This window comes from Gordonia sp. UBA7860, from assembly GCF_002500165.1.
Taxonomy (GTDB): Bacteria; Actinomycetota; Actinomycetes; order Mycobacteriales; family Mycobacteriaceae; genus Gordonia; species Gordonia sputi.
Genome location: NZ_DLSO01000131.1, coordinates 1 through 17,878 on the forward strand (window position 1 = coordinate 1; position 17,878 = coordinate 17,878).

The window sequence follows — 17,878 nt, forward strand, 5'->3', positions numbered from 1 at the left end:
AGGACTTTGCCGTGACCCTGGTCGGGCTGCAGAGTCGCAAAACTGAGGCGTGCGCAGTCTGTGAGGTTGGCATTCACGGCGAACGCCGAGCCCGGCACGAACGCGACGCCGCGCGACACAGCGACGTTCAGTAGCTTGTCGGTATCGACGTCAGGCAACCGCACCCAACAGAACATGCCGCCCGAGGGTGGCGCGTACTCGACGGAGTCGCCGAACTCGTCGTCGAGTGCAGACGCCAAAGACTGCGCGCGAGAAGAATATTCGGACGTCATTGCGCGGACGTGGGCGTCGAACCACGCCGTGTCCGCGAGCAGATCAGCCACCATCAGTTGGTTGAGTGTGGAGCCGCACAGGTCGGCACACTGCTTGAGTCGCTCGATGAGGGCCACGACTCCCGGGTCTGCATTCAACCATCCGACACGTAGTGCCGGAGCAAGTGTCTTCGACGCCGAGCCGAGTCGGATCGTCCGTCCGCCAGGAATGGGGGCGGGTGGCGCGCTGCGGAATCCGAGGCGGCCGTAGGGATCGTCCTCGACGATCCAGAACCCGTACCGTTCGGCAAGGTCCGCCAGCTGCTCGCGGGTGGACGTGCTCGCGGTGATCCCTGATGGATTATGGAAATTGTTGACCGTGTGCACGAGTCGAGGGCGGGTTCCGCCCTCGAGAAGCTCGACCAGCGCTGCTACGTTCGTCCCCTCATTCGTGATCGGCAGGGCGACGATTGCGGCGCGCGCACACTGAAATGCCTGCAGCGCACCGACGTACACGGGGTCGTCGACGACGACGACGTCATCGGGATCGATGATCGCCTGGGCGAGCAACGACAACGCTTGCTGAGAACCGTGGGTCAGCAGGATTCGTGAGGGGTCGACGCCTTCGACCATCGCCACCGCGTCGCGACAGTGCGACGCTCCGCGGCTCGTCGTGTACTGCAGGGCGCCGGGGCGGCCCATGACCCGTGCCGCGGCGTCGGCGATGCGGTCGGTAGGAATGAGGTCGGTCGCGGGAAGGCCGCCCGCCAGGCTCAGCATCTCGGGTTGCTCGGTGACGGCGAGGAGATTGCGAATCGCCGATCCTCGCACGGCTCGGAGCGCTGCTGATTCGTTCGGGACTGCTGGGATTGTCGTGGAATGCGGCATGCGGCACCACTCCTGCTCTCGGGGGACGGAACGTGGAGGTGATGCGGATGGTCACCGTGAAGGCGCGCGAGGTTGGATCGCCTGCCGACAGCGTAGTGGGGAATCCCATTAAATAATATTGGAGTCTCATATAATGAGATAGACCCGAGTATGGTCACGCGTGGTGCGCGGGGCCTCGGTAATGAAAATGACTATCGTTTACAATAGTGGGATGAAAGTACGTAATTCGCTTCGCTCGCTGAAGAACAAGCCAGGAGCCCAGGTGGTCCGCCGTCGGGGGCGCCTCTTTGTCATCAACAAGAAGGACCCTCGGTACAAGGGGCGCCAGGGCTGAGTCCGGCCATCTGGCGCGGAATCTGCAATGGCACCAGCGTCGTAACGATTCGGGTGGGGCGTTGATGGCCGATCTCAGCAGTAGTCGGAGTTCATGCGCCTGGTGTCGTACGCCCACATGGCGATCTCGACGCGGTTGCGCGCGCCGAGTTTCGCCATCAACGAGGCAACGTGGGTTTTGACGGTGCTCATGCCGACGAAGAGTTCTGTGGCGATCTCGGCGTTGGTCCGTCCCCGAGCCACGAGCGTGAGCACCTCTTCTTCGCGCTGGGTGAGTGGGTCCACGGGTTGGACCGGAACGGCCGGCGCCTGATCGGCGAAAGTCGCCAGTAGTCGACGGGTGATGTTGGGGGCGATCAACGCGTCGCCGCGAGCTGCGGCATGAATGGCCTGGACGAGGAGGTCGGGCCCGGCATCCTTGAGGAGGAAACCGCGAGCGCCGGCGCGCAGCGCGCCGAGAACGTACTCGTCGAGGTCGAAGGTGGTGATCACGACGACCGCCAGCGGATCGGTCACTTCTGGCCCGGCCATGCGCCGCGTCACCTCGACGCCGTCGAGCCCAGGCATCCGGATGTCGACAAGGAGGACGTCGGGACGCAAGCTGGTCGCCAACTCGAGCGCAGTCAAACCGTCTCCTGCCTTCCCCACAACAGCGATGTCGGGTTGGGCGTCCAAGATCATCACCAGACCCGCCAGAACGAGGTCCTGGTCGTCGGCGACGACAACGCGAATGCTCATGCCGGCCCCTGCTGCATCGGCAACACGGACTCGACCATCCAGCCGCCCTCGGGGCGCGGCCCGGCGCGCAACGATCCGCCGAGAATTTCGACGCGCTCGGTCATTCCCAGCAGGCCGAACCCATGCTCTGGGACAGACCCCGGTTCGGTCTGTCCGTCGTCACTGACGCGCAGCCTGACGGCGTCGCCCTCACGGCGCACCTCGATCTCGACGCGGGCCGCACCCGGCGCGTGCCGTACCGCGTTGGTCAGCGATTCCTGTGCGATGCGGTAGATCGCGGAGTCCACAGGTCGCGTCAGTCCGGTCAGCGAACCGTCCAGCACGACCGCCACGGTGGGCGTGGCATCGGTCCGCGCCAAAGCAGGTAGATCCGCGACGCCCAACTGCGGCGAGTAAGAGGTGGGCTCCGCGTCGCGTAGCAGCCGAACCATCGACCGCATCTCCCCAAGGGTTCGACTCGCTTCTGACTCGATCGCAGCAAAGACCGCGGCCGCCTTCTCAGGGTGGCTACCCGCGATTACGCCACCGGCTTGCGCCTGCACCGCGATCGCAGAGACATGGTGGGCGACGGTGTCGTGCAACTCGCGCGCCAGCGCCACCCGCTCCTGATTGCGTACGTCACGCTGTCGCCGCTGCTCGAGGTCGGCGCGATAACGGAACACCGCCGCGAGTGCTACGCACAACAGCAGCAGAACGCTGCCGCCGAATACATCTGCCCAACGTGCGGAGGAAGCCCACATTCCAAGTGCGGCAACGGCCGCCACGAACGCTGCGCCCAGGACAGCGTCGCGGCCCGAACCCCATCGCACCACGGAGTAGAGCAGAATCAGAACCGCCAGCACGGAATAGAGGCCGACGTCGGTGGTGTGCGTGACGAGTTGACACACCGACAGCAGTCCGGCGACGCCCCATCCGATCAGTGCGGCTGTCAACGGTCGTTTCCGCCGCCAGACGAGCGGGGGAATGAGCACCAACGCGAGAACGGTGATCAGCGGCCGCCAGGACACATCCGGCCGAGCGATGCCCTCGACCACGACGGCAGCGGCAAACACGACCACGAGCGTCCAGTCGAGCCGCCCGATGGGGGGCGCGTCGGCGGGACGCGGCTCGTGCCAGAGGGCGCGCCAGACAGTGACCACTTCTCCAGCCTAGGGATCGGTGACCGCACGCGTAACCGCCGAAAGTACGAGACAACGACCCCACCATCGGCCGGTGAATTACGACCTCCGGCACGATGTCTGCGCCGCCGGCTTTGAGTGATCGTGGACTCACCGATCCGCACGACAGCCACGGAGTTCACGATGAGTACACGCCAATCCGCCACTGCGACAAGAAATGATCAGACACTGGAAGACCAGCAGGTTCCGGTACAGGCCAAGCTCGCCGCAGCGTGGACGAGCTTCATGTTTCTGTACGCATACGTCGACATTCTCGGCTTCTTCACGCCCGGCATAGTGAAGGACATCCTCGACGGTCGGGTGTACGAGTTCGATCTCTCCCAGACCTTTTCGGTCACGGCGCTGACCCTCGTGGCCATCCCGATCTTCATGGTGGTGCTGTCGACGACGCTTCCGGCCCGCGTGAACCGCATCACCAACCTCGCAGTGGCCGCGCTGTATGTCCCCATCACAGCGTTCAACGTGGCAGGCGGCTCGTGGCTGTACTTCTACGGTCTGGGCGTCGTCTTGGAATTGATCCTGCTGGCCCTCATCGTGCGATACGCCTGGACATTCACCACGGGACCACGCCGGCGTCCTCGAAAAGACCGCCGGTCGGACCGTCGTCGGGAAGAGTTGCCAACCTGATGGCGATCGCCGCGCCCTGCTCGGGCGTCCGCACTCCGCTGAAGCCGTTCAGGTCGGTGGCGACGAAGCCGGGTTACGCGGCGTTGATCAGGATGTTGGTGTCTGCGAGGGCATGTACGTACTGCAGCATCACCGCGTTGAGAAATGTCTTCGACGGTGGATAGGCAATCGCGACAGGTCCTGTGGTGGTGAGGCTCGCGTCGCCGGACTGTCGGTTCAACGACCCGACGCTGCTGGACATGTTGACGATTCGCGGTGCTGTCGACTAGCCGTCACCTGGTGCCGTCGAACGAATGGGAGGTGGCATGGAAACCCGAGAGTTGCGTTACTTCATCGCCGTCGCCGACGAATTGCATTTCGGCCGAGCGGCAAGACGATTGGGCATTGCCCAGTCCCCGTTGTCGCGAGCGATCAGTCAACTCGAACGTCGGCTTGGTATTCAGTTGTTGCAACGTGACAGTCGGTCCGTGCGCCTGACCCCTGCCGGTGGCGTTCTACTCGAGGAAGGACGCATTGCGCTCGACGCCGTCGACGCCGCAGAACAACGCACTCGACGTGCCGCCGCCGAGACCACCGCTCAGCCCGGGATCGTCCTTGCCACCAAAGCGGGTGCCTCCAACGAGTTGTTGGCGAAGCTCTTGCACGCATACTCGGCCGAGCCGGGGGCCAGTCGTGTCGACGTCACACTCTGCAGACCAGGCGAGCAGGCGTATCTCCTGCGCACCGGGCGCGCAGACGTCGCAATCCTCCACCTTCCCTACGACGACGCCACGGCCTTCGACACCGAAGAACTCGTTACCGAGGGGCAGGTTGCAGTCCTGCCGGCTGGGCACCCCCTGACGCTCCGAGAGACCCTGCTTCTGGAGGATGTGGACCTGGCGGAGTTTCCGCCGCCTCGGTGGCCGAGGTCCGACGGCACCTACGCTGCTGGCCCGGGACCCGAGATTCATAGCCATGCGCAACTGCTTCAGTTGATTTCACTCGGGCGGACGCTGATGGTCGCGCCGGACTCATGCAGATCCCAGTTGCCCGAGGACCTGGTGGCCGTCCCGGTTGTCGATGCCCCTAACGTCACGACTGTCATCGCCTGGCCGGAACGCGGCCGATCCCTGGCCGTTGCCCACCTTGTCCGGACAGCGCTGACAATGTAGCGCCGCGTAGTCACTGCGATTGCGCACTTGAAGGCATACGCCGACACGCGGCCGAAGCTGTTGCGCCTGAGCGTGCGGATCGTCGCTGGGACACCGAAAGTCCGCGTCGTCGGCGGCGCCTCTGACCTCGGCGCTTCGTGTCTGGTTTGTCTACCGTCTCGCACCGGGTTGCTTCCGTCGTACGACAGAGTTGGGGCACACGAACAGCTGTCCTACGCACGGACCCACTGCAGAAGACGGCGGCGGCTAGTGTCATGAGCCGTGGGTGATTCAACATTGAGCGGTGTCGAGGCAGTCGAAATTGCCAGCGAGCTTCCAGGGGTCAGTGCGTGGGTGTCGCCTATCACCATCACTCCCCTCGGGTTGGGCTTCAGCGTCTACGCGAAAACGGACGTTCGCGGCGTTCGCTATCACGTGTCGGCGGTGACTGAACTCGCAGGCGAAACTGTATGGATCGGCGGCAGCAATTCGGCCGATGCAAAATTCTCTATGACACAGCTGTGGTGGAAAGTTGAGCCGGATCAGGTCCAGTGGCCGCTGACGATCCGAATTTACGAGGCTGACGGGCACGACCCGGCAGACCGGCGGCACATCGAGACGTTAACGGCAGCCCGCCAACTCTGAACGATGACGAAGGCCCACCGAATTGCTCGGCGGGGTCCGTCGTTGTCGGCGGGTCAGGTTGGTGAACCCCACCTGTGTCACTGACAATGTCTACGGTAGGGACGTGTCTGAACGTCAGGACTCGACGCCGCCCCTGATCGAACTCGCAATCTACGTGGCGCGACCGCCGGAAGTCGCATGGCGAGCGTTGACTGAGCCGGACCTGATGGCGCGATGGCTTTCGTGCACTGTCGGCTTCGTCGCAAAGGTGGGGACCACCTTCATCGTCGAAGTTGCCGTCCCCGATCATTCCGCTGCCGAGATGGCGTGCCAGGTCGCGGCCGCCGACGCTCCTGAGCACCTCGCATACAGCTGGACCGACCTCCGCGGAGATCCACCTGTTCGATGGATGATCGACTATCGCCTGACGTCCCACGGCAGGGGTAGCCGGTTGTTCTGGCAGATGAGCGGCTTCGACGTCGAGGATCGCTCTCAGCGATTCGCGCGCAACGGGATCGAGCGATCATGGGACCGGACGATACTGCCGAAGTTCGCCGCCGTCGTGAACTCGATTGACGGCGAGTAGGTGAGCTGTTGAGTGTCGCGCACGACTTACGAAACCCGCTCCGACGTAGGTCGGAGCGGGTTTCTTGTCTGTGGGCCTGAGGGGACGACGATAGAACCTCATACTTACGCAGGAACCAGTTCGCGAAGTCGGATCGCAGTCTCAGGAACATCGAGTTCGCCACCAGCAACCGCCGTCACGAGCGACTCCGCCTCTTCGGCATCCAGGACTGTCGTAATCCACAGTGGCGCAGCACCATTCACAATCAGAAACATCCAGGCAGCAGCCCACGCTGTTCGCTTGTTTCCATCCAGCAGGGCCTGGGTCGTTGCAAATGAATGCAAAATCGCGGCAGCCTTGTCCCAAAGCGTCGGGAAGGCGTCGGTCCCAAACGCCGTCGAGGCCGGCCGAAGGACGTTTGCTGCGAACTGAGCATTGTCGCCGACGACAACCAGGAACTTGCAGGCGCGAGAACCTGCCGCCAAAATCTCCGACCCGGTGAGGTACGCGGTCACGCCAAGCGGCGATTGAGTTCAGCAGACCAATCAGCCACCTGCGTGGCGACGAGCTCGATGTACGCCGCCCGCACTTCAGGTGTCATTGATTCGATATCTGGAGCGTCGTTGGCCTCCGGGTCCACGCTGCCGACCCGCGCAGCCTCCGAATACTCCGCACTGCCAGCTGCCGATGTCGCGGCTCTGAACTTTCCGGTGACAGCGCTGCGCTCGTGTCGAATGCCCTTACCCACGGGCTGACCGGCGATCCGAGCGGTGCGGGAGGTCGACGTCGGCGACACCCGTCGGGACCTGCGTGCCATATGTCATCTCCTCCTTCGCACCACGAAGCGTCCTGCCTGCCCATATTAGACGAGATTCCCCTGGCCACCTCGGACTCCATTGCAACTCAACACGACCATCGAGCAAGCTGCACTCCTCCGCCGCTCCTCGGTGACGCCGATGCGCGCTCGATTGAGTCGTTACTCGGCAGGTTGGGGACGCCCGCCAGGCTCGAATTCGGTGTTCTCGCAGCGAAGAGCGCGTACCTCGGCCTCGTGTCAGCGACCGTTTTCGACCCTTTCTCAGAATCAGGACCGCTCAGGACGACGATGGAACTCCGTGGCCGCGCGGTGAACAACTCAGCGAGTCACTGCAAATTCGGTAACCTCGACTTTCACCATTGGCAGCCGCCACCACGAGGCTAGCCGTGATGCCCACACAGGCCATGGATGCGCCAGGCTTCGACTGAGTTCAAACAATTTGCGGTACAACAACATTTAGCCTCTCGGGCCAGGCTGTTCATGCATATGCACATCGTCAGGCATGGCGACGTAGGCATCGATACACATCTGCAAAACCAACATCGACAATGGGACGATCTCGTCAGGATCGACATCCTCGATGCCCTCCACATGATCGAAACTGCCGATTCCAAGTTCGACCTGAGCCCAGAAGCGGTCGAGGTCTCGCAGAATCGTGATGGCGTCGACAAGCAGTTCAACGTGCGGTTCGTGGTCAGGATCGACGACGTACTTCGCCAACTCGTGCGTCAGGTCGTGGCGGTGGGCGTACACATCATTGAGCTTGTCGGCCTGCTCAACGGTGATCGCGTCCATCTGAATCAGCCGCAGCAGCGACGCACGGAACGCGCTCTGCGGCGCCAGCAGTAGGACCTCACGCTCATATGGCTCCCGCTCCTGCATTGACATGACATCACCAAGCTCGATAACCCCTACGCAGAAGTATCCACGCACTTTGTCGAGCACAATTTGCTTGATCATTTCGTGTGTCAGCTGGTATAGGCCAGCAAACGCCATCGTGGCACGCATCCGATCTCCTGATAGCTCAGGCATCTATGCTGGCGCGTCATCCTGCAGTTCCGCCACCGATTTTCGACCGTTCTCACCGCTCCGACGGCGAGCTACTTCCAGTGGCCGGTGCAGGATTCGCTGATCGTGGCGTGCCCGACCCCCGCTACTCGACCAAGACGATTGCCACGACGACACCGCGTCGACGAGGGAGGTGGCCCGTCAGCCGAGCGATGGCACATTCAGCGCCACGCTGTGGGGATTCGACACAACGAGGGGCACGCCAGGAATAGTTCCTGACCTGCCCTTTGTGTTGTGGAGCTAAGGGGACTCGAACCCCTGACCCCCACACTGCCAGTGTGGTGCGCTACCAGCTGCGCCATAGCCCCGTATTCATGAATGCGCGCCCGGTGAAATCGGTCCCAAGCGCAAAGGCGAAACTACACCATGGGCGTAGTCGGAACCAAATTCGGTCGTCCCCGTTGGATCGGTGTGCGTAGCGTGAGGTCATGACTCTCCCGAACATCCCCGACCACGTCGCGCAGCGTCTGTCCGACGAGCAGGTCATCTGGCTCACCACCGTCGACTCGAAACGCACGCCGATCGCCACGCCAGTGTGGTTTCTGTGGCACGACGACGCGTTCCTGATCTTCAGCAAGCCCGGTCAAGCCAAGCTGCGCAACATCGCTGTGAGTCCGAATGTGTCGTTGCATCTGAACTCGAGTCCGTCGGGTGGCGACGTCGTCGTATTCGTGAGCGAGGCGCGCACCGACGACACTGGACCGACCGACGCCGAATGGGCCGCATATGCGTCGAAATACGCCGATTCGATCCCGGGAATCGGTCTGACACCGGAAAGCTTCCGAGAGTCGTATTCGACGACGCTGCGAGCGTCGCCGCTGAGATTGCGAAACTGGTGATCGCCACAACCCGATAGCAAGTAGGGCGTCTACGCAGCCATTGGCTGTGTAGACGCCCTACTTGTACGTGTCCAGCAATGCGGCGGGACCGTTGATACGACGCGCCGCGCGACGTCAGTGTGCTGCTTCGAAAGCCTCGAGCACATTCAACGGGATGCGACCGCGGTCGCTGACCTCAAAGCCGTTCTTGGTTGCCCATGCGCGGATTGCCTGCGTCTGCTCTTTGCTCCTGGCGCCGCCTGCGTTGTGTGCCACGCGCTTGGGGCTACGTGAACCGCTGGCGCGAGAAACCGAAATGTACTTCGCCAGGCCGTCGCGGAACTGTTGGGCGTGCTTCGACGAAGTGTCGAACTCGTAGCTCTTGCCGTCGAGGCTCCAGCGGACGGTTTCGTACTCGTCGAGTACTCTCCCGTCGACGTCGTCGATGACCTGGACGATTTCCTTCTTTGCCATTTTCCCCTCCGGGTTGTGCTGCGGACTTGTGGACGCAGCGGAGAGCTTGTTGCTGCGATGTACTGCTGTTCTTGTGAGTGCGGTCAGGGCCTACCCTCGTCGACGCCTGCATCGACACTCATCGAACTTGGGCTGTATATACATACTTTATACACCGTTTCTTCGAATATTTGGAATCTGTAATCGTGGCGACGGCGTGCGCATGAGTGGTCGGGGAGGTTTAAGCATTGAAATGCGGTTCGCGTCACTACCGAGCATTGCTGATCAAGCAATGCCTTCTTCAATTGGTCGGAGATGTGGGTGTGTCGTCGTGAGGCTGGTCGGGTCCGGTTGTCGTGGCTGTATCGGAATCGATTCCGGTCGGTTTCGAAAGAGACCCAGGAGCCTTGTCGGCGGCATTGAGTGGGGCGAAACCCTTTGTGCTGAGCGAGAATCCGGATTGCGAGTCAGATTGCAGGCAGAAGATTCCAGGGGTGTCGATCAAGCACGAGAATCTGCCGACTGAAATGGTTGTTCCGTAGTCGACGATTGCGCTGCGATACAAAACCGGATGCTCATTCTCGCAACCGCCTTGTTGCGCACGTTCGGCCGTCAGCACAACCAAATCCTCAGCCCACGCACAGGAACGGGGTGTGCGTGTCGGGCGCGGCGCAGATGACTGTCCGTCATTCGCTCGACATGTGAGAGCGCGACGGGAAGCGTCGACGTTGATCTCTGTGGAGCAACTCACAGCTCTGTCCGGGGTGGTGAAGTGAAACCCCGACGTCTCGATGACAGGGCCACGTGGAGCCGTCGAACCCTGGTGATATCGCGAATTGTCGGCGCGTGGTGCGGTCGCTATAGCGCGGCCGATTGTCCCGCTCGGCAGAAACGTTGCCGTACGACTTTGGGTGACGATCGTCGTCGATGAGCTCGGATAATCCGATTCGGTCGACAAGTTGTCCTTAGTCGGTAACACGATCGACGAGGGAGTGGTGCTGGTGTTCAACCCGCACGAGGTGATCGCAACACCGAGCACCGCAGCCGCAGCGATTGCGGGAACCGCCAGAAAACGCGTGCGGCGCCGACCGTACTCTTGCACTGTGTCGACCCCCAAGATCGTGTTGTTCTATGTCTTCACGCCGCTTCCGGATCCCGAAGCGATACGCCTGTGGCAAGTAGCCGTGTGCGAATCGCTCAATCTTCGCGGAAGGATCATTGTGTCCCCGCACGGTATCAATGCGACAGTCGGCGGCGAACTGGCCAGCGTCAAACGCTACGTCAGAAGACTGCGTGAATACCATGCATTCCGAGATGTCGACATCAAATGGTCGGAAGGTGTCGGAGACGACTTCCCTAAGTTGGTCGTTCGGGTTCGCCCGGAAATCGTCACATTCGGTGCGCCCGATGAACTCGATGTCGACGCGAATGGCGTCGTCGGAGGTGGCGAACGACTCGATCCGGAGGGCGTCCACCGCCTCGTTGCCGAACGCGGCGACGACGTCGTCTTCTTCGACGGGCGCAATCAGATCGAGGCGCAGATCGGGCGTTTCGCCGGCGCGGTCGTACCCGATGTCGAGACCACGCGTGACTTTGTACCGCTCCTCGACAGCGGCGCGTTCGACCATCTCAAGGACCGTCCCGTCGTCACATACTGCACGGGCGGTGTGCGCTGCGAGGTGCTCTCGATGCTCATGCGTAAGCGCGGCTTCTCGGAGGTCTATCAACTCGATGGCGGCATTGTCCGCTACGGCGAGCAATATGGCGACCGCGGCCTCTGGGAGGGCTCGCTGTACGTCTTCGACAAGCGGATGACCGTCGACTTCTCCGACGACGCCGCCGTGGTCGGCAGGTGCAGCGAGTGCGGCCGGCCGACGAGCAACGTCGACAACTATCCGGATCGGCTGGGACGTGAGCTGGCGGTGATCTGCACCGACTGCTTCGACGGTCTTGCCGACTCGCCCGCATGACCCCGGAGCCGGTGCCCGTCGTCGTTCTCGCGGGCTTTCTCGGTGCGGGCAAGACGACCGTGCTCAATCACCTCCTCCGCGCAGGCGGAGCCGGACAGGCCGCAGATGGGGGAGCTATGAACGGGGGAGTCGCGGACAGGGCGCGGCTCGGAGTCCTCGTCAACGACTTCGGGGCCATCAACATCGACGCTCTGCTCGTGGCCGGTCAGGCCGACGGAGCGGTCACGCTGTCCAACGGCTGCATGTGCTGTTCGGTCGACCGCGAAGGACTCGACGCTGCGCTGGTAGCGCTTGCCCGACCGGAAGCCGGACTCGACGCGATCGTGATCGAAGCGAGTGGCATCGCCGAACCGAAGACGCTCGTTCGCCTCGTCGCGGGACTCGACGACCCGACGATGCGCTACGGCGGGCTCGTATACGTGATCGACGCCGCGGGTTTTGCCGACCTACGCGTGCGGCACCCCGACGTCGATTCGCATATCGCGATCGCCGATCTCGTCGTCGTGAACAAGCGTGACCTCGTTGACGCTGCGGCGCTCTCGGAGCTGGTCGCCACGGTCCGCGAGGTGAATCCGTCCGCGCCCGTCGTCGCCGTGGCCGAAGGGCGGGTCGATCCGGCGTTGCTGTTCGATCGGCTCGCGCGCGCTGTCGAAGACATCACGACGCCGCGTCAGCTCACACTCGACGAACTGCTGATCCCCGACGCCGAACACACCGAGCACGCAGAAGCTCACGGGGAGCATGCAGCGCAGGGGGTGCACACGCACCTGCACGACAGCTACCAGTCCGTCGAACTCGACACCGCCGACGCCGTCGATCCGCGACGTCTCGCAGCATTGCTTCGTGAGCCGCCCACCGGGTGCTATCGCATCAAAGGCGTGGTCCGGTTCGATCTGCCGGGGTATCCCGAGCGCTACGTCGTCCACGGTGTCGGCGGTTTTGTTCGCATCACGCGCGACGGCTGGTCGGGGGAGGAGCCCAGAACCAGGATCGTCGCGATCGGATCAGGCATGGATCGCATCGACGCGCGGGAGGCTCTCGCGGGCGTGCTGGCCACTGTGGAAACGGCCGACGACGAGTACGGCATTCTGCACATCACTCGTCACCTGCCGGACGCGCACTGACCGCCACTCACTGATCGACGGGCGGTCCCGCCGATTGCGGGTACATCACAGCTGCCTAACGAATCTCATCGTCCCAGGTCACCGATTTCCACATTGCGCACTCTGCTGCTTAGCTGTTAAAGCTGTGACTGTTGTGACCAGTGTTGCGTCTTGGAAGGAGTGAGGTTCGCCCGGCAGAAGCCGAGCGTGCCCGAAACCGTGATGACCCAGAAACGACACCTGCGGACCCGTGTGTCTGCTGCTGCCGCCGCGCTCGCGTTTGCGGCCACCGCAACCGTCACCGTCACGACGGGGGCGGGTACCGCGATGGCTGCGCCCACCGCGCCCGCCGCACCGTCGGCGACCGGCAACTCCCTTGCAGGCAAGACGGTGTTTCTCGATCCAGGACATCAGGGCGGCTCTGCCGGCCACAGTCTGTCGGCGCAGGTGCCCGATGGCCGCGGCGGCAAGAAGGACTGCCAGACCACCGGCGCCACCGGGGTCAACGGGGCCGCCGAGCACACCGTGAACTGGCAGATCTCGCAACTGGTGAAAGCCGGTCTGGAAAGCCAGGGTGCGCGAGTGGTGCTGAGCAGGCCCGACGACACCGGGTGGGGCGGATGCGTCGACGAACGCGCGGCCGCCGCGAGCCGGTCGGGTGCGGCGGTCGCTGTCAGCCTGCACGCCGATTCGACGACTGCGGGCGCCGACGCTGCGAAAAAGGGCTTTCACATGATCGTTCCCGCGCTTCCGCTTCCCGACGCCAAGGCGAACGCGGTGCAGGGTGGGCAGGGGCGTAAGGCGTCGGACATCATGCGCGACGCGTTCGTGAAGGCGGGCTTCCCGCCTGCGAACTACGCGGGCGTCAACAATGGCATCCAGACCAGGTCCGATATCGCCGCGGTGAATCTCACGACGGTGCCGGCTGTGTTCATCGAGATGGGCAACTTGTCGAATCCCACCGAAGCGGCAGCACTTGCGGGTCACGACGGACAATTGAAGTACGCGATGGCGATCACCAACGGAATCCTCAACTATGCGCACCCGGGCGCTGCGTCGCCTTCGGTTGACACTCTCAACAAGCCGCCGGCGACCCCGCAGTCGAGCACTCCGAGTTCCGATGGCGGTCTGTCGCTGGTGATTCCGTTCGTTCAGCAGTTGCTGAAGTCCGGTGACCCGAAAGAGATCACCCAGCTGTTGCTGTCCGAGGGGCCTGACGTGTCGGCGCAGGTACTCAACGCGATGCTCGACGTGATCTACGGGTTGTTCGACGGCAAACTGCCCATCGGGTGAGTGTGGGTACGGGCGTTCACTGATCGGCCGGTCCGCATTCGCGTCCGGTGAACCTGCCGCTACTGTTGGAAACCATGGGTATCCATGATCTCGTCATGAAGACGCCGGTGCCGTCGTTGCGCGGTCGCAAGGTGCTGATCACCGGCGCGGCGAGCGGAATCGGCCGGGCGACGGCAGAGGCGGCGGCGGCGCAGGGCGCCGAGCTGGTGTTGACCGATCTGCACGCCGAGACACTCGACGAGGTGGTCGCCGAGATAATCGCTTCCGGTGGCGTCGTGCTCTTCCACCTCGCGGGCGACGTTTCCGACTACGACTGGGTGTCGGCGTTCGCGCGCCAGGTCGACGCCGAGGTCGGCGTGATGGACGTGGTGATGAACATCGCGGGCATCTCCGTGTGGGGCACGGTTGAGAATCTGCAGCACAAGCACTGGCGGTCGATGGTCGACGTCAATCTCATGGGTCCGATTCACATCATCGAATCCTTTGTGCCACAGATGGTTCGACGCGGTGAGGGTGGTCACCTGGTGAACGTCTCGTCGGCGGCGGGGCTACTCGCGCTGCCGTGGCACGCCGCCTACAGCGCGAGCAAGTTCGGTATCCGCGGTGTCTCCGAGGTGTTGAGGTTCGACCTTCGCCGACACGGCATCGGTGTCTCGCTGGTGTGTCCGGGTGCCGTCGCCACGCCGCTCGTCAACACGGTGAGCATCGTCGGGGTCGACCGCGACGATCCGCGAGTTGCCAAGGCCATCAGTCACTTTCACCGCATCTCGGTCAGTCCGGAATCCGCTGCGGCCAAGATTCTCGCAGGTGTGCGGAAGAACAAGTTCATGGTCTACACGTCCTTCGATACCCGTTTCGGCTACTGGTGGGCGCGCAAGTTCGCGCTGCCGTACGAGATCGTCATGCGCATCGCCAACAACCGGTTCGATCACCTTGCGCGCGTTGCAGGCACGACCCTCGAGACGCGGTCGGCGCAAGAGACGCAGTCGGGGACGACAGCGGACCACGGGTGAGTAACTCCTTCGTCAAAACCGCTGCGGCGGGCGATGATCCAGACTTCTTCGCGGCCGAAGCGGCGTCGTTGCGGTGGCTGGCGGCAGGGGGAGCGCGGGTTGTCGGCGTGATCTCGGTGTCCGCGAACAACATCGAACTCGAACGACTGACCACCACACGCCCGACCGTCGCCGCAGCCGAGGATCTCGGCCGTATGCTTGCCCGCACGCACAGCGCGGGCGCGGCCCAATTCGGTTCTCCACCAGATGGTTACGACGGCAGGCAATTCATCGGCAAGCTGCCCCTGCCCACCGTCGAGCTCGACCACTGGGGTGAGTTCTACGCCTCGGCGCGCGTGCTGCCGTTCCTCGAAGCGGGAATCGCCGCGGGCAACGTCACGCAGCGTGACGCGGAGTCGACCCGACAAGCCTGCGATCTCATCGCCGCGGGAACCTTCGACGACGGTGCTCCGCCTGCGCGCCTGCACGGTGACCTATGGGGCGGAAACGTGGTGTGGACGCCAGATGGCGCGGTCCTCATTGATCCCGCTGCGCATGGCGGACACCGCGAGACCGACCTCGCGATGCTCGCGCTGTTCGGCTGCCCGCATCTCGACAACGTCGTCGATTCTTATCAGCACACGCATCCGCTCACCGACGGATGGCGGCAACGAATTCTGCTTCACCAGATGCATCCGCTCGCGGTGCATTCGGTGCGACACGGACCCGGATACGGTGTGGCGCTTGGCGATGCGGCCCGCGCGACGTTGGCGCTCGCGGAAGGCCACCGATGAATTCGACGCCGCCTGACCACGACTTCGATCCCTCGATCCTCATCGTCTCGGCCACCCGCGCCGAGGCGAAGTACGTGCCGTCCGGTGCGCGACTGCTCGTCACGGGAATCGGCAAGATGCGCGCGACGGCCGCCTTGACCCGCGCCTTGGCCGACCCCTCGGCACCGTCGACGAGGCTCGTCGTCAACATCGGCACCGCGGGAGCGCTGCACGATCATCACGCTGGGTTGTTCTTGCCGTCGGTGGTCGTCGAGCACGACATCAGCGCGACCGAACTGCGTGCCATGGGTTACCCGATCGTCGATCGGTGGGAGGTTCCCGACGGCGACGGCTCGGTGCTCGCCTCGGGCGACACCTTCGTCGCCGATCCGGTACGTCGCGCGAGTCTGGCACTACACGCAGATCTGGTGGACATGGAGGGCTGTGCCGTCACATACGTCGCGGCCGCGTTCGACGTGCGGTGCCAATTGGTCAAAGTGGTCAGCGACGGTGCCGACGAGCAGGCGATGGACTGGCCGTCGTTGGTCGACGGCGCGGCCCGGCTACTCGGTGATTGGCTTGCAGACGGAACTCTTTGACGCTCAGCGCTGATTGCGTGCGCGAGTGGTCTGGTAGACAGCGGAACCCGCCGCGCGTGTTGCCGGCTCATACCGATCGAGATCGGCGGCCGCAGTGGCGCGGACGGCCTGGCCGTCGAGTTGCTCGCCGGCAGCAGTGCGCTGCACCTGCCCAGCCGTCGCACGCGGACGAGGATCCTGTTGTGCGGGCCGGGGTGGGCGGGGGCGCGCGCCGTCGTCGGTCACTGGACGTTCGCGGGCGGGGCGTTCGCGGTGATCGTCGCGCGCCGGGCGTTCACGCCCCGCACTCCGCTCGCCCTGGCTTCGGCTGCCTTGGTTTCGCTCGCCCGGCTCGCCGGAGGTGCGGCGTCGAGGACGGGGGTCATCGGTCGACGTTGCCTGTGGGGGCGCCTTGCGCGTGCGTGGCGTCGCATCGGACTCCGGTCGAGCAGCCTTCGCCCGACGCCGAGCGGTACCCGGTTGTTGTCCTTGGTCCGACTTCGCTGCGCCACTTTGCGGCGAACGCTTGGTCTTCGAGTCCCCGGCTCGCGCGCGTGCAGCCTCAGACGTGCGCGACGTCGAATCCTTTGGGGTGGAATCCTTTGGGGTCGGATTCTTTGGGGTCGGATTCTTGAACGTGTGCTCGGTACCCGCGCCGCGTGATCGACGTTTCGGTGCGGGTGAATCGGTAAGTGTTTGGCCGCGCGTGATGTACCAGCGTCCGACACCGAGTGCCAGCGTCACGAGGAAGGTGAACAGGATCCACGGGAAGTCGTTGGCGATCGGAAGCAGCACCTTGAAAATCAGGCTCTTGAGGCCCGACGCTTCGTCGGCGTTGAGGCCGTACAGGGTGATGACACCCACACCAAACGCGATCAGCGGCGGCTGTGCGACGGCGGTGAACAATGCCCGCCTGCGGACAGTGAGAACAGCGACGACGCAGCCGACGAGGTAGAAGAAGTTGAAGACCGAGCCCAGCGCCTCACTTTGATTGGCGTCGATGATCGCACCAACAGCGGTGAAGGCCGCGGCCACCAGAACGGCGCCCCACCAGGGGATACCCCTGACGTTGGGCAGTACCGACTGTTGGTCGACGGGCACCGCGGAGCGGCTTCGCTGCGGGAAAGGCACTCCTAGACGGTACCGGGTGATCCCCGGATTTCCCTTAACCAGTGCTCGATGTTGCGCGCGCGTCTGGTTCGTCGGGTATTCGGTCCGGGTTGTCGGACTCTGATACGGACATTCTGGGAGTGGGGCGCACACCGACATCGACGGGGCTGGGTCGATCCGGTTCGGAGGAGATCCCGAGCGATTCGAGCGACGCGAGTTTGCGAGCCGTGACTCCGACGCGGCTGTCGACGGCGCCGAGCGTCGAGTTGAACGACTCGACCGCCCGACGCAGTGAAGCGCCCGTTTTGTCGAGGTGACTCAGGACCGATCCGAGGCGGTGGTGGAGCTCGACGCCGAGCTCTCGGATCGTCGCGGCGTCGGCGGCGAGGGCGTCGTGGCGCCACCCGAGAGCGACTGTGCGCAGTAAAGCGACGAGGCTGGTCGGGGTCGTCACCACGACGTTCCGCGCGAACCCGTACTCGATGAGTGCGGGATCAGCGCGCACCGCGGCGTCGAGGATGGTGTCTCCGGGTACGAACAACACGACCATCTCCGGAGTATTGGCGAAC

The 17,878-nt window shown here is 63.7% G+C and carries 22 protein-coding genes and 1 tRNA gene; 12 read left to right on the plus strand and 11 right to left on the minus strand.

Going from position 1 to position 17,878, the window contains the following annotated elements; all coding sequences use genetic code 11:
* Window positions 1-1,139, minus strand: a 1,139-nt coding sequence (locus B3T59_RS16680) for a PLP-dependent aminotransferase family protein (RefSeq protein ID WP_287004384.1), incomplete at its 3' end; no start/stop codon positions are given.
* Window positions 1,140-1,350: 211 nt separating this feature from the next.
* Between B3T59_RS16680 and ykgO the strand changes: the two genes are divergently transcribed.
* Window positions 1,351-1,473, plus strand: a complete 123-nt coding sequence (gene ykgO, locus B3T59_RS16685) for a type B 50S ribosomal protein L36 (RefSeq protein ID WP_082946557.1) — start codon at window positions 1,351-1,353, stop codon at window positions 1,471-1,473.
* Between the two features lie 74 nt (window positions 1,474-1,547).
* Here the strand turns inward: ykgO and B3T59_RS16690 are convergent, their stop codons facing one another.
* Together B3T59_RS16690 and B3T59_RS16695 are read right to left on the minus strand one after the other, a co-directional pair.
* Window positions 1,548-2,210 carry a response regulator gene (locus B3T59_RS16690; protein WP_064865856.1) on the minus strand — a complete coding sequence of 221 codons (663 nt, stop codon included), beginning with the start codon at window positions 2,208-2,210 and terminating at the stop codon, window positions 1,548-1,550.
* Entirely contained in the window at window positions 2,207-3,349 is a 1,143-nt protein-coding gene (locus B3T59_RS16695; protein WP_064865854.1) for a sensor histidine kinase, read from the minus strand. Before B3T59_RS16695 ends, B3T59_RS16690 begins: the two co-directional genes overlap by 4 nt.
* A gap of 162 nt (window positions 3,350-3,511) precedes the next feature.
* Between B3T59_RS16695 and B3T59_RS16700 the strand changes: the two genes are divergently transcribed.
* Window positions 3,512-4,015, plus strand: a complete 504-nt coding sequence (locus tag B3T59_RS16700; protein WP_064866176.1) for a DUF6326 family protein — start codon at window positions 3,512-3,514, stop codon at window positions 4,013-4,015.
* 73 nt (window positions 4,016-4,088) lie between these two features.
* Here B3T59_RS16700 and B3T59_RS16705 read toward each other — a convergent pair whose 3' ends face one another.
* Window positions 4,089-4,256 (minus strand): hypothetical protein, encoded by a 168-nt coding sequence (locus B3T59_RS16705; protein WP_197500812.1) that lies wholly within the window; start codon window positions 4,254-4,256, stop codon window positions 4,089-4,091.
* Window positions 4,257-4,320: 64 nt separating this feature from the next.
* Here B3T59_RS16705 and B3T59_RS16710 point away from each other — a divergent pair, with 64 nt between their 5' ends.
* The 3 genes from B3T59_RS16710 to B3T59_RS16720 all read left to right on the plus strand — a co-directional run bounded on the left by B3T59_RS16710 (window position 4,321) and on the right by B3T59_RS16720 (window position 6,355).
* Entirely contained in the window at window positions 4,321-5,166 is an 846-nt protein-coding gene (locus B3T59_RS16710) for a LysR family transcriptional regulator (RefSeq protein ID WP_064865852.1), read from the plus strand.
* Between the two features lie 261 nt (window positions 5,167-5,427).
* Window positions 5,428-5,790 carry a hypothetical protein gene (locus B3T59_RS16715; protein ID WP_156528022.1) on the plus strand — a complete coding sequence of 121 codons (363 nt, stop codon included), beginning with the start codon at window positions 5,428-5,430 and terminating at the stop codon, window positions 5,788-5,790.
* A 103-nt stretch (window positions 5,791-5,893) separates the two neighbouring features.
* Entirely contained in the window at window positions 5,894-6,355 is a 462-nt protein-coding gene (locus B3T59_RS16720; RefSeq protein ID WP_064865848.1) for an SRPBCC family protein, read from the plus strand.
* A 104-nt stretch (window positions 6,356-6,459) separates the two neighbouring features.
* On the opposite strand, the gene B3T59_RS16725 is transcribed toward B3T59_RS16720, so the two are convergent.
* The 4 genes from B3T59_RS16725 to B3T59_RS16740 form a co-directional block, all read right to left on the minus strand.
* Window positions 6,460-6,849 (minus strand): type II toxin-antitoxin system death-on-curing family toxin, encoded by a 390-nt coding sequence (locus B3T59_RS16725; RefSeq protein ID WP_064865846.1) that lies wholly within the window; start codon window positions 6,847-6,849, stop codon window positions 6,460-6,462.
* Entirely contained in the window at window positions 6,846-7,151 is a 306-nt protein-coding gene (locus tag B3T59_RS16730) for a hypothetical protein (protein WP_156528020.1), read from the minus strand. The genes B3T59_RS16725 and B3T59_RS16730 overlap by 4 nt, the downstream gene beginning before the upstream one ends.
* Before the next feature lie 456 nt (window positions 7,152-7,607).
* Window positions 7,608-8,159 carry a hypothetical protein gene (locus B3T59_RS16735; RefSeq protein WP_287004390.1) on the minus strand — a complete coding sequence of 184 codons (552 nt, stop codon included), beginning with the start codon at window positions 8,157-8,159 and terminating at the stop codon, window positions 7,608-7,610.
* 295 nt (window positions 8,160-8,454) lie between these two features.
* Window positions 8,455-8,527: transfer RNA gene (locus B3T59_RS16740), tRNA-Ala, on the minus strand.
* Window positions 8,528-8,647: 120 nt separating this feature from the next.
* Here B3T59_RS16740 and B3T59_RS16745 point away from each other — a divergent pair.
* A complete protein-coding gene (locus B3T59_RS16745; protein WP_267626636.1) occupies window positions 8,648-9,058 on the plus strand; it encodes a TIGR03667 family PPOX class F420-dependent oxidoreductase in 411 nt (136 codons plus the stop codon).
* Between the two features lie 114 nt (window positions 9,059-9,172).
* Here B3T59_RS16745 and B3T59_RS16750 read toward each other — a convergent pair whose 3' ends face one another.
* On the minus strand, window positions 9,173-9,511 hold the full coding sequence (locus tag B3T59_RS16750; protein WP_005207697.1) for a histone-like nucleoid-structuring protein Lsr2: 339 nt from the start codon (window positions 9,509-9,511) through the stop codon (window positions 9,173-9,175).
* Window positions 9,512-10,593: 1,082 nt separating this feature from the next.
* On the opposite strand from B3T59_RS16750, the gene B3T59_RS16755 reads away from it, so the two are divergent.
* From B3T59_RS16755 to B3T59_RS16780, 6 genes are all read left to right on the plus strand, one after another.
* Window positions 10,594-11,460 carry a rhodanese-related sulfurtransferase gene (locus B3T59_RS16755; protein WP_287004393.1) on the plus strand — a complete coding sequence of 289 codons (867 nt, stop codon included), beginning with the start codon at window positions 10,594-10,596 and terminating at the stop codon, window positions 11,458-11,460.
* Window positions 11,457-12,584, plus strand: coding sequence for a CobW family GTP-binding protein (locus B3T59_RS16760; protein ID WP_287004394.1), 1,128 nt, complete (start codon window positions 11,457-11,459; stop codon window positions 12,582-12,584). Before B3T59_RS16755 ends, B3T59_RS16760 begins: the two co-directional genes overlap by 4 nt.
* Before the next feature lie 201 nt (window positions 12,585-12,785).
* A complete protein-coding gene (locus tag B3T59_RS16765; protein ID WP_039856481.1) occupies window positions 12,786-13,856 on the plus strand; it encodes an N-acetylmuramoyl-L-alanine amidase in 1,071 nt (356 codons plus the stop codon).
* 74 nt (window positions 13,857-13,930) lie between these two features.
* Complete coding sequence (locus B3T59_RS16770) at window positions 13,931-14,869, plus strand: SDR family oxidoreductase (RefSeq protein WP_039856506.1); 939 nt, start codon at window positions 13,931-13,933, stop codon at window positions 14,867-14,869.
* The gene (locus B3T59_RS16775) at window positions 14,866-15,642 is read left to right on the plus strand and encodes a fructosamine kinase family protein (RefSeq protein WP_005207702.1); all 777 of its coding nucleotides are present in this window, start codon (window positions 14,866-14,868) and stop codon (window positions 15,640-15,642) included. Before B3T59_RS16770 ends, B3T59_RS16775 begins: the two co-directional genes overlap by 4 nt.
* Window positions 15,639-16,220: a nucleosidase gene (locus tag B3T59_RS16780; RefSeq protein ID WP_005207703.1), complete on the plus strand. Its 582-nt coding sequence runs from the start codon at window positions 15,639-15,641 to the stop codon at window positions 16,218-16,220. Before B3T59_RS16775 ends, B3T59_RS16780 begins: the two co-directional genes overlap by 4 nt.
* 3 nt (window positions 16,221-16,223) lie before the next feature.
* Here B3T59_RS16780 and B3T59_RS16785 read toward each other — a convergent pair whose 3' ends face one another.
* Together B3T59_RS16785 and B3T59_RS16790 are read right to left on the minus strand one after the other, a co-directional pair.
* Window positions 16,224-17,330 carry a DUF6542 domain-containing protein gene (locus tag B3T59_RS16785; protein WP_313317319.1) on the minus strand — a complete coding sequence of 369 codons (1,107 nt, stop codon included), beginning with the start codon at window positions 17,328-17,330 and terminating at the stop codon, window positions 16,224-16,226.
* A 34-nt stretch (window positions 17,331-17,364) separates the two neighbouring features.
* The coding region (locus tag B3T59_RS16790) for a DNA recombination protein RmuC (protein ID WP_287004398.1) at window positions 17,365-17,878 on the minus strand (514 nt) is incomplete at its 5' end.

What these genes read in the sequence shown, in the direction of transcription:
- B3T59_RS16765 (WP_039856481.1), top strand. Translation starts at nt 12,786, where the DNA reads ATGACCCAGAAACGACACCTGCGGACCCGTGTGTCTGCTGCTGCCGCC.
- B3T59_RS16710 (WP_064865852.1), top strand. Translation starts at nt 4,321, where the DNA reads ATGGAAACCCGAGAGTTGCGTTACTTCATCGCCGTCGCCGACGAATTG.
- B3T59_RS16705 (WP_197500812.1), bottom strand. Translation starts at nt 4,256, where the DNA reads ATGTCCAGCAGCGTCGGGTCGTTGAACCGACAGTCCGGCGACGCGAGC.
- B3T59_RS16700 (WP_064866176.1), top strand. Translation starts at nt 3,512, where the DNA reads ATGAGTACACGCCAATCCGCCACTGCGACAAGAAATGATCAGACACTG.
- B3T59_RS16760 (WP_287004394.1), top strand. Translation starts at nt 11,457, where the DNA reads ATGACCCCGGAGCCGGTGCCCGTCGTCGTTCTCGCGGGCTTTCTCGGT.
- B3T59_RS16750 (WP_005207697.1), bottom strand. Translation starts at nt 9,511, where the DNA reads ATGGCAAAGAAGGAAATCGTCCAGGTCATCGACGACGTCGACGGGAGA.
- B3T59_RS16735 (WP_287004390.1), bottom strand. Translation starts at nt 8,159, where the DNA reads ATGCGTGCCACGATGGCGTTTGCTGGCCTATACCAGCTGACACACGAA.
- ykgO (WP_082946557.1), top strand. Translation starts at nt 1,351, where the DNA reads ATGAAAGTACGTAATTCGCTTCGCTCGCTGAAGAACAAGCCAGGAGCC.
- B3T59_RS16730 (WP_156528020.1), bottom strand. Translation starts at nt 7,151, where the DNA reads ATGGCACGCAGGTCCCGACGGGTGTCGCCGACGTCGACCTCCCGCACC.
- B3T59_RS16770 (WP_039856506.1), top strand. Translation starts at nt 13,931, where the DNA reads ATGGGTATCCATGATCTCGTCATGAAGACGCCGGTGCCGTCGTTGCGC.
- B3T59_RS16745 (WP_267626636.1), top strand. Translation starts at nt 8,648, where the DNA reads ATGACTCTCCCGAACATCCCCGACCACGTCGCGCAGCGTCTGTCCGAC.
- B3T59_RS16690 (WP_064865856.1), bottom strand. Translation starts at nt 2,210, where the DNA reads ATGAGCATTCGCGTTGTCGTCGCCGACGACCAGGACCTCGTTCTGGCG.
- B3T59_RS16780 (WP_005207703.1), top strand. Translation starts at nt 15,639, where the DNA reads ATGAATTCGACGCCGCCTGACCACGACTTCGATCCCTCGATCCTCATC.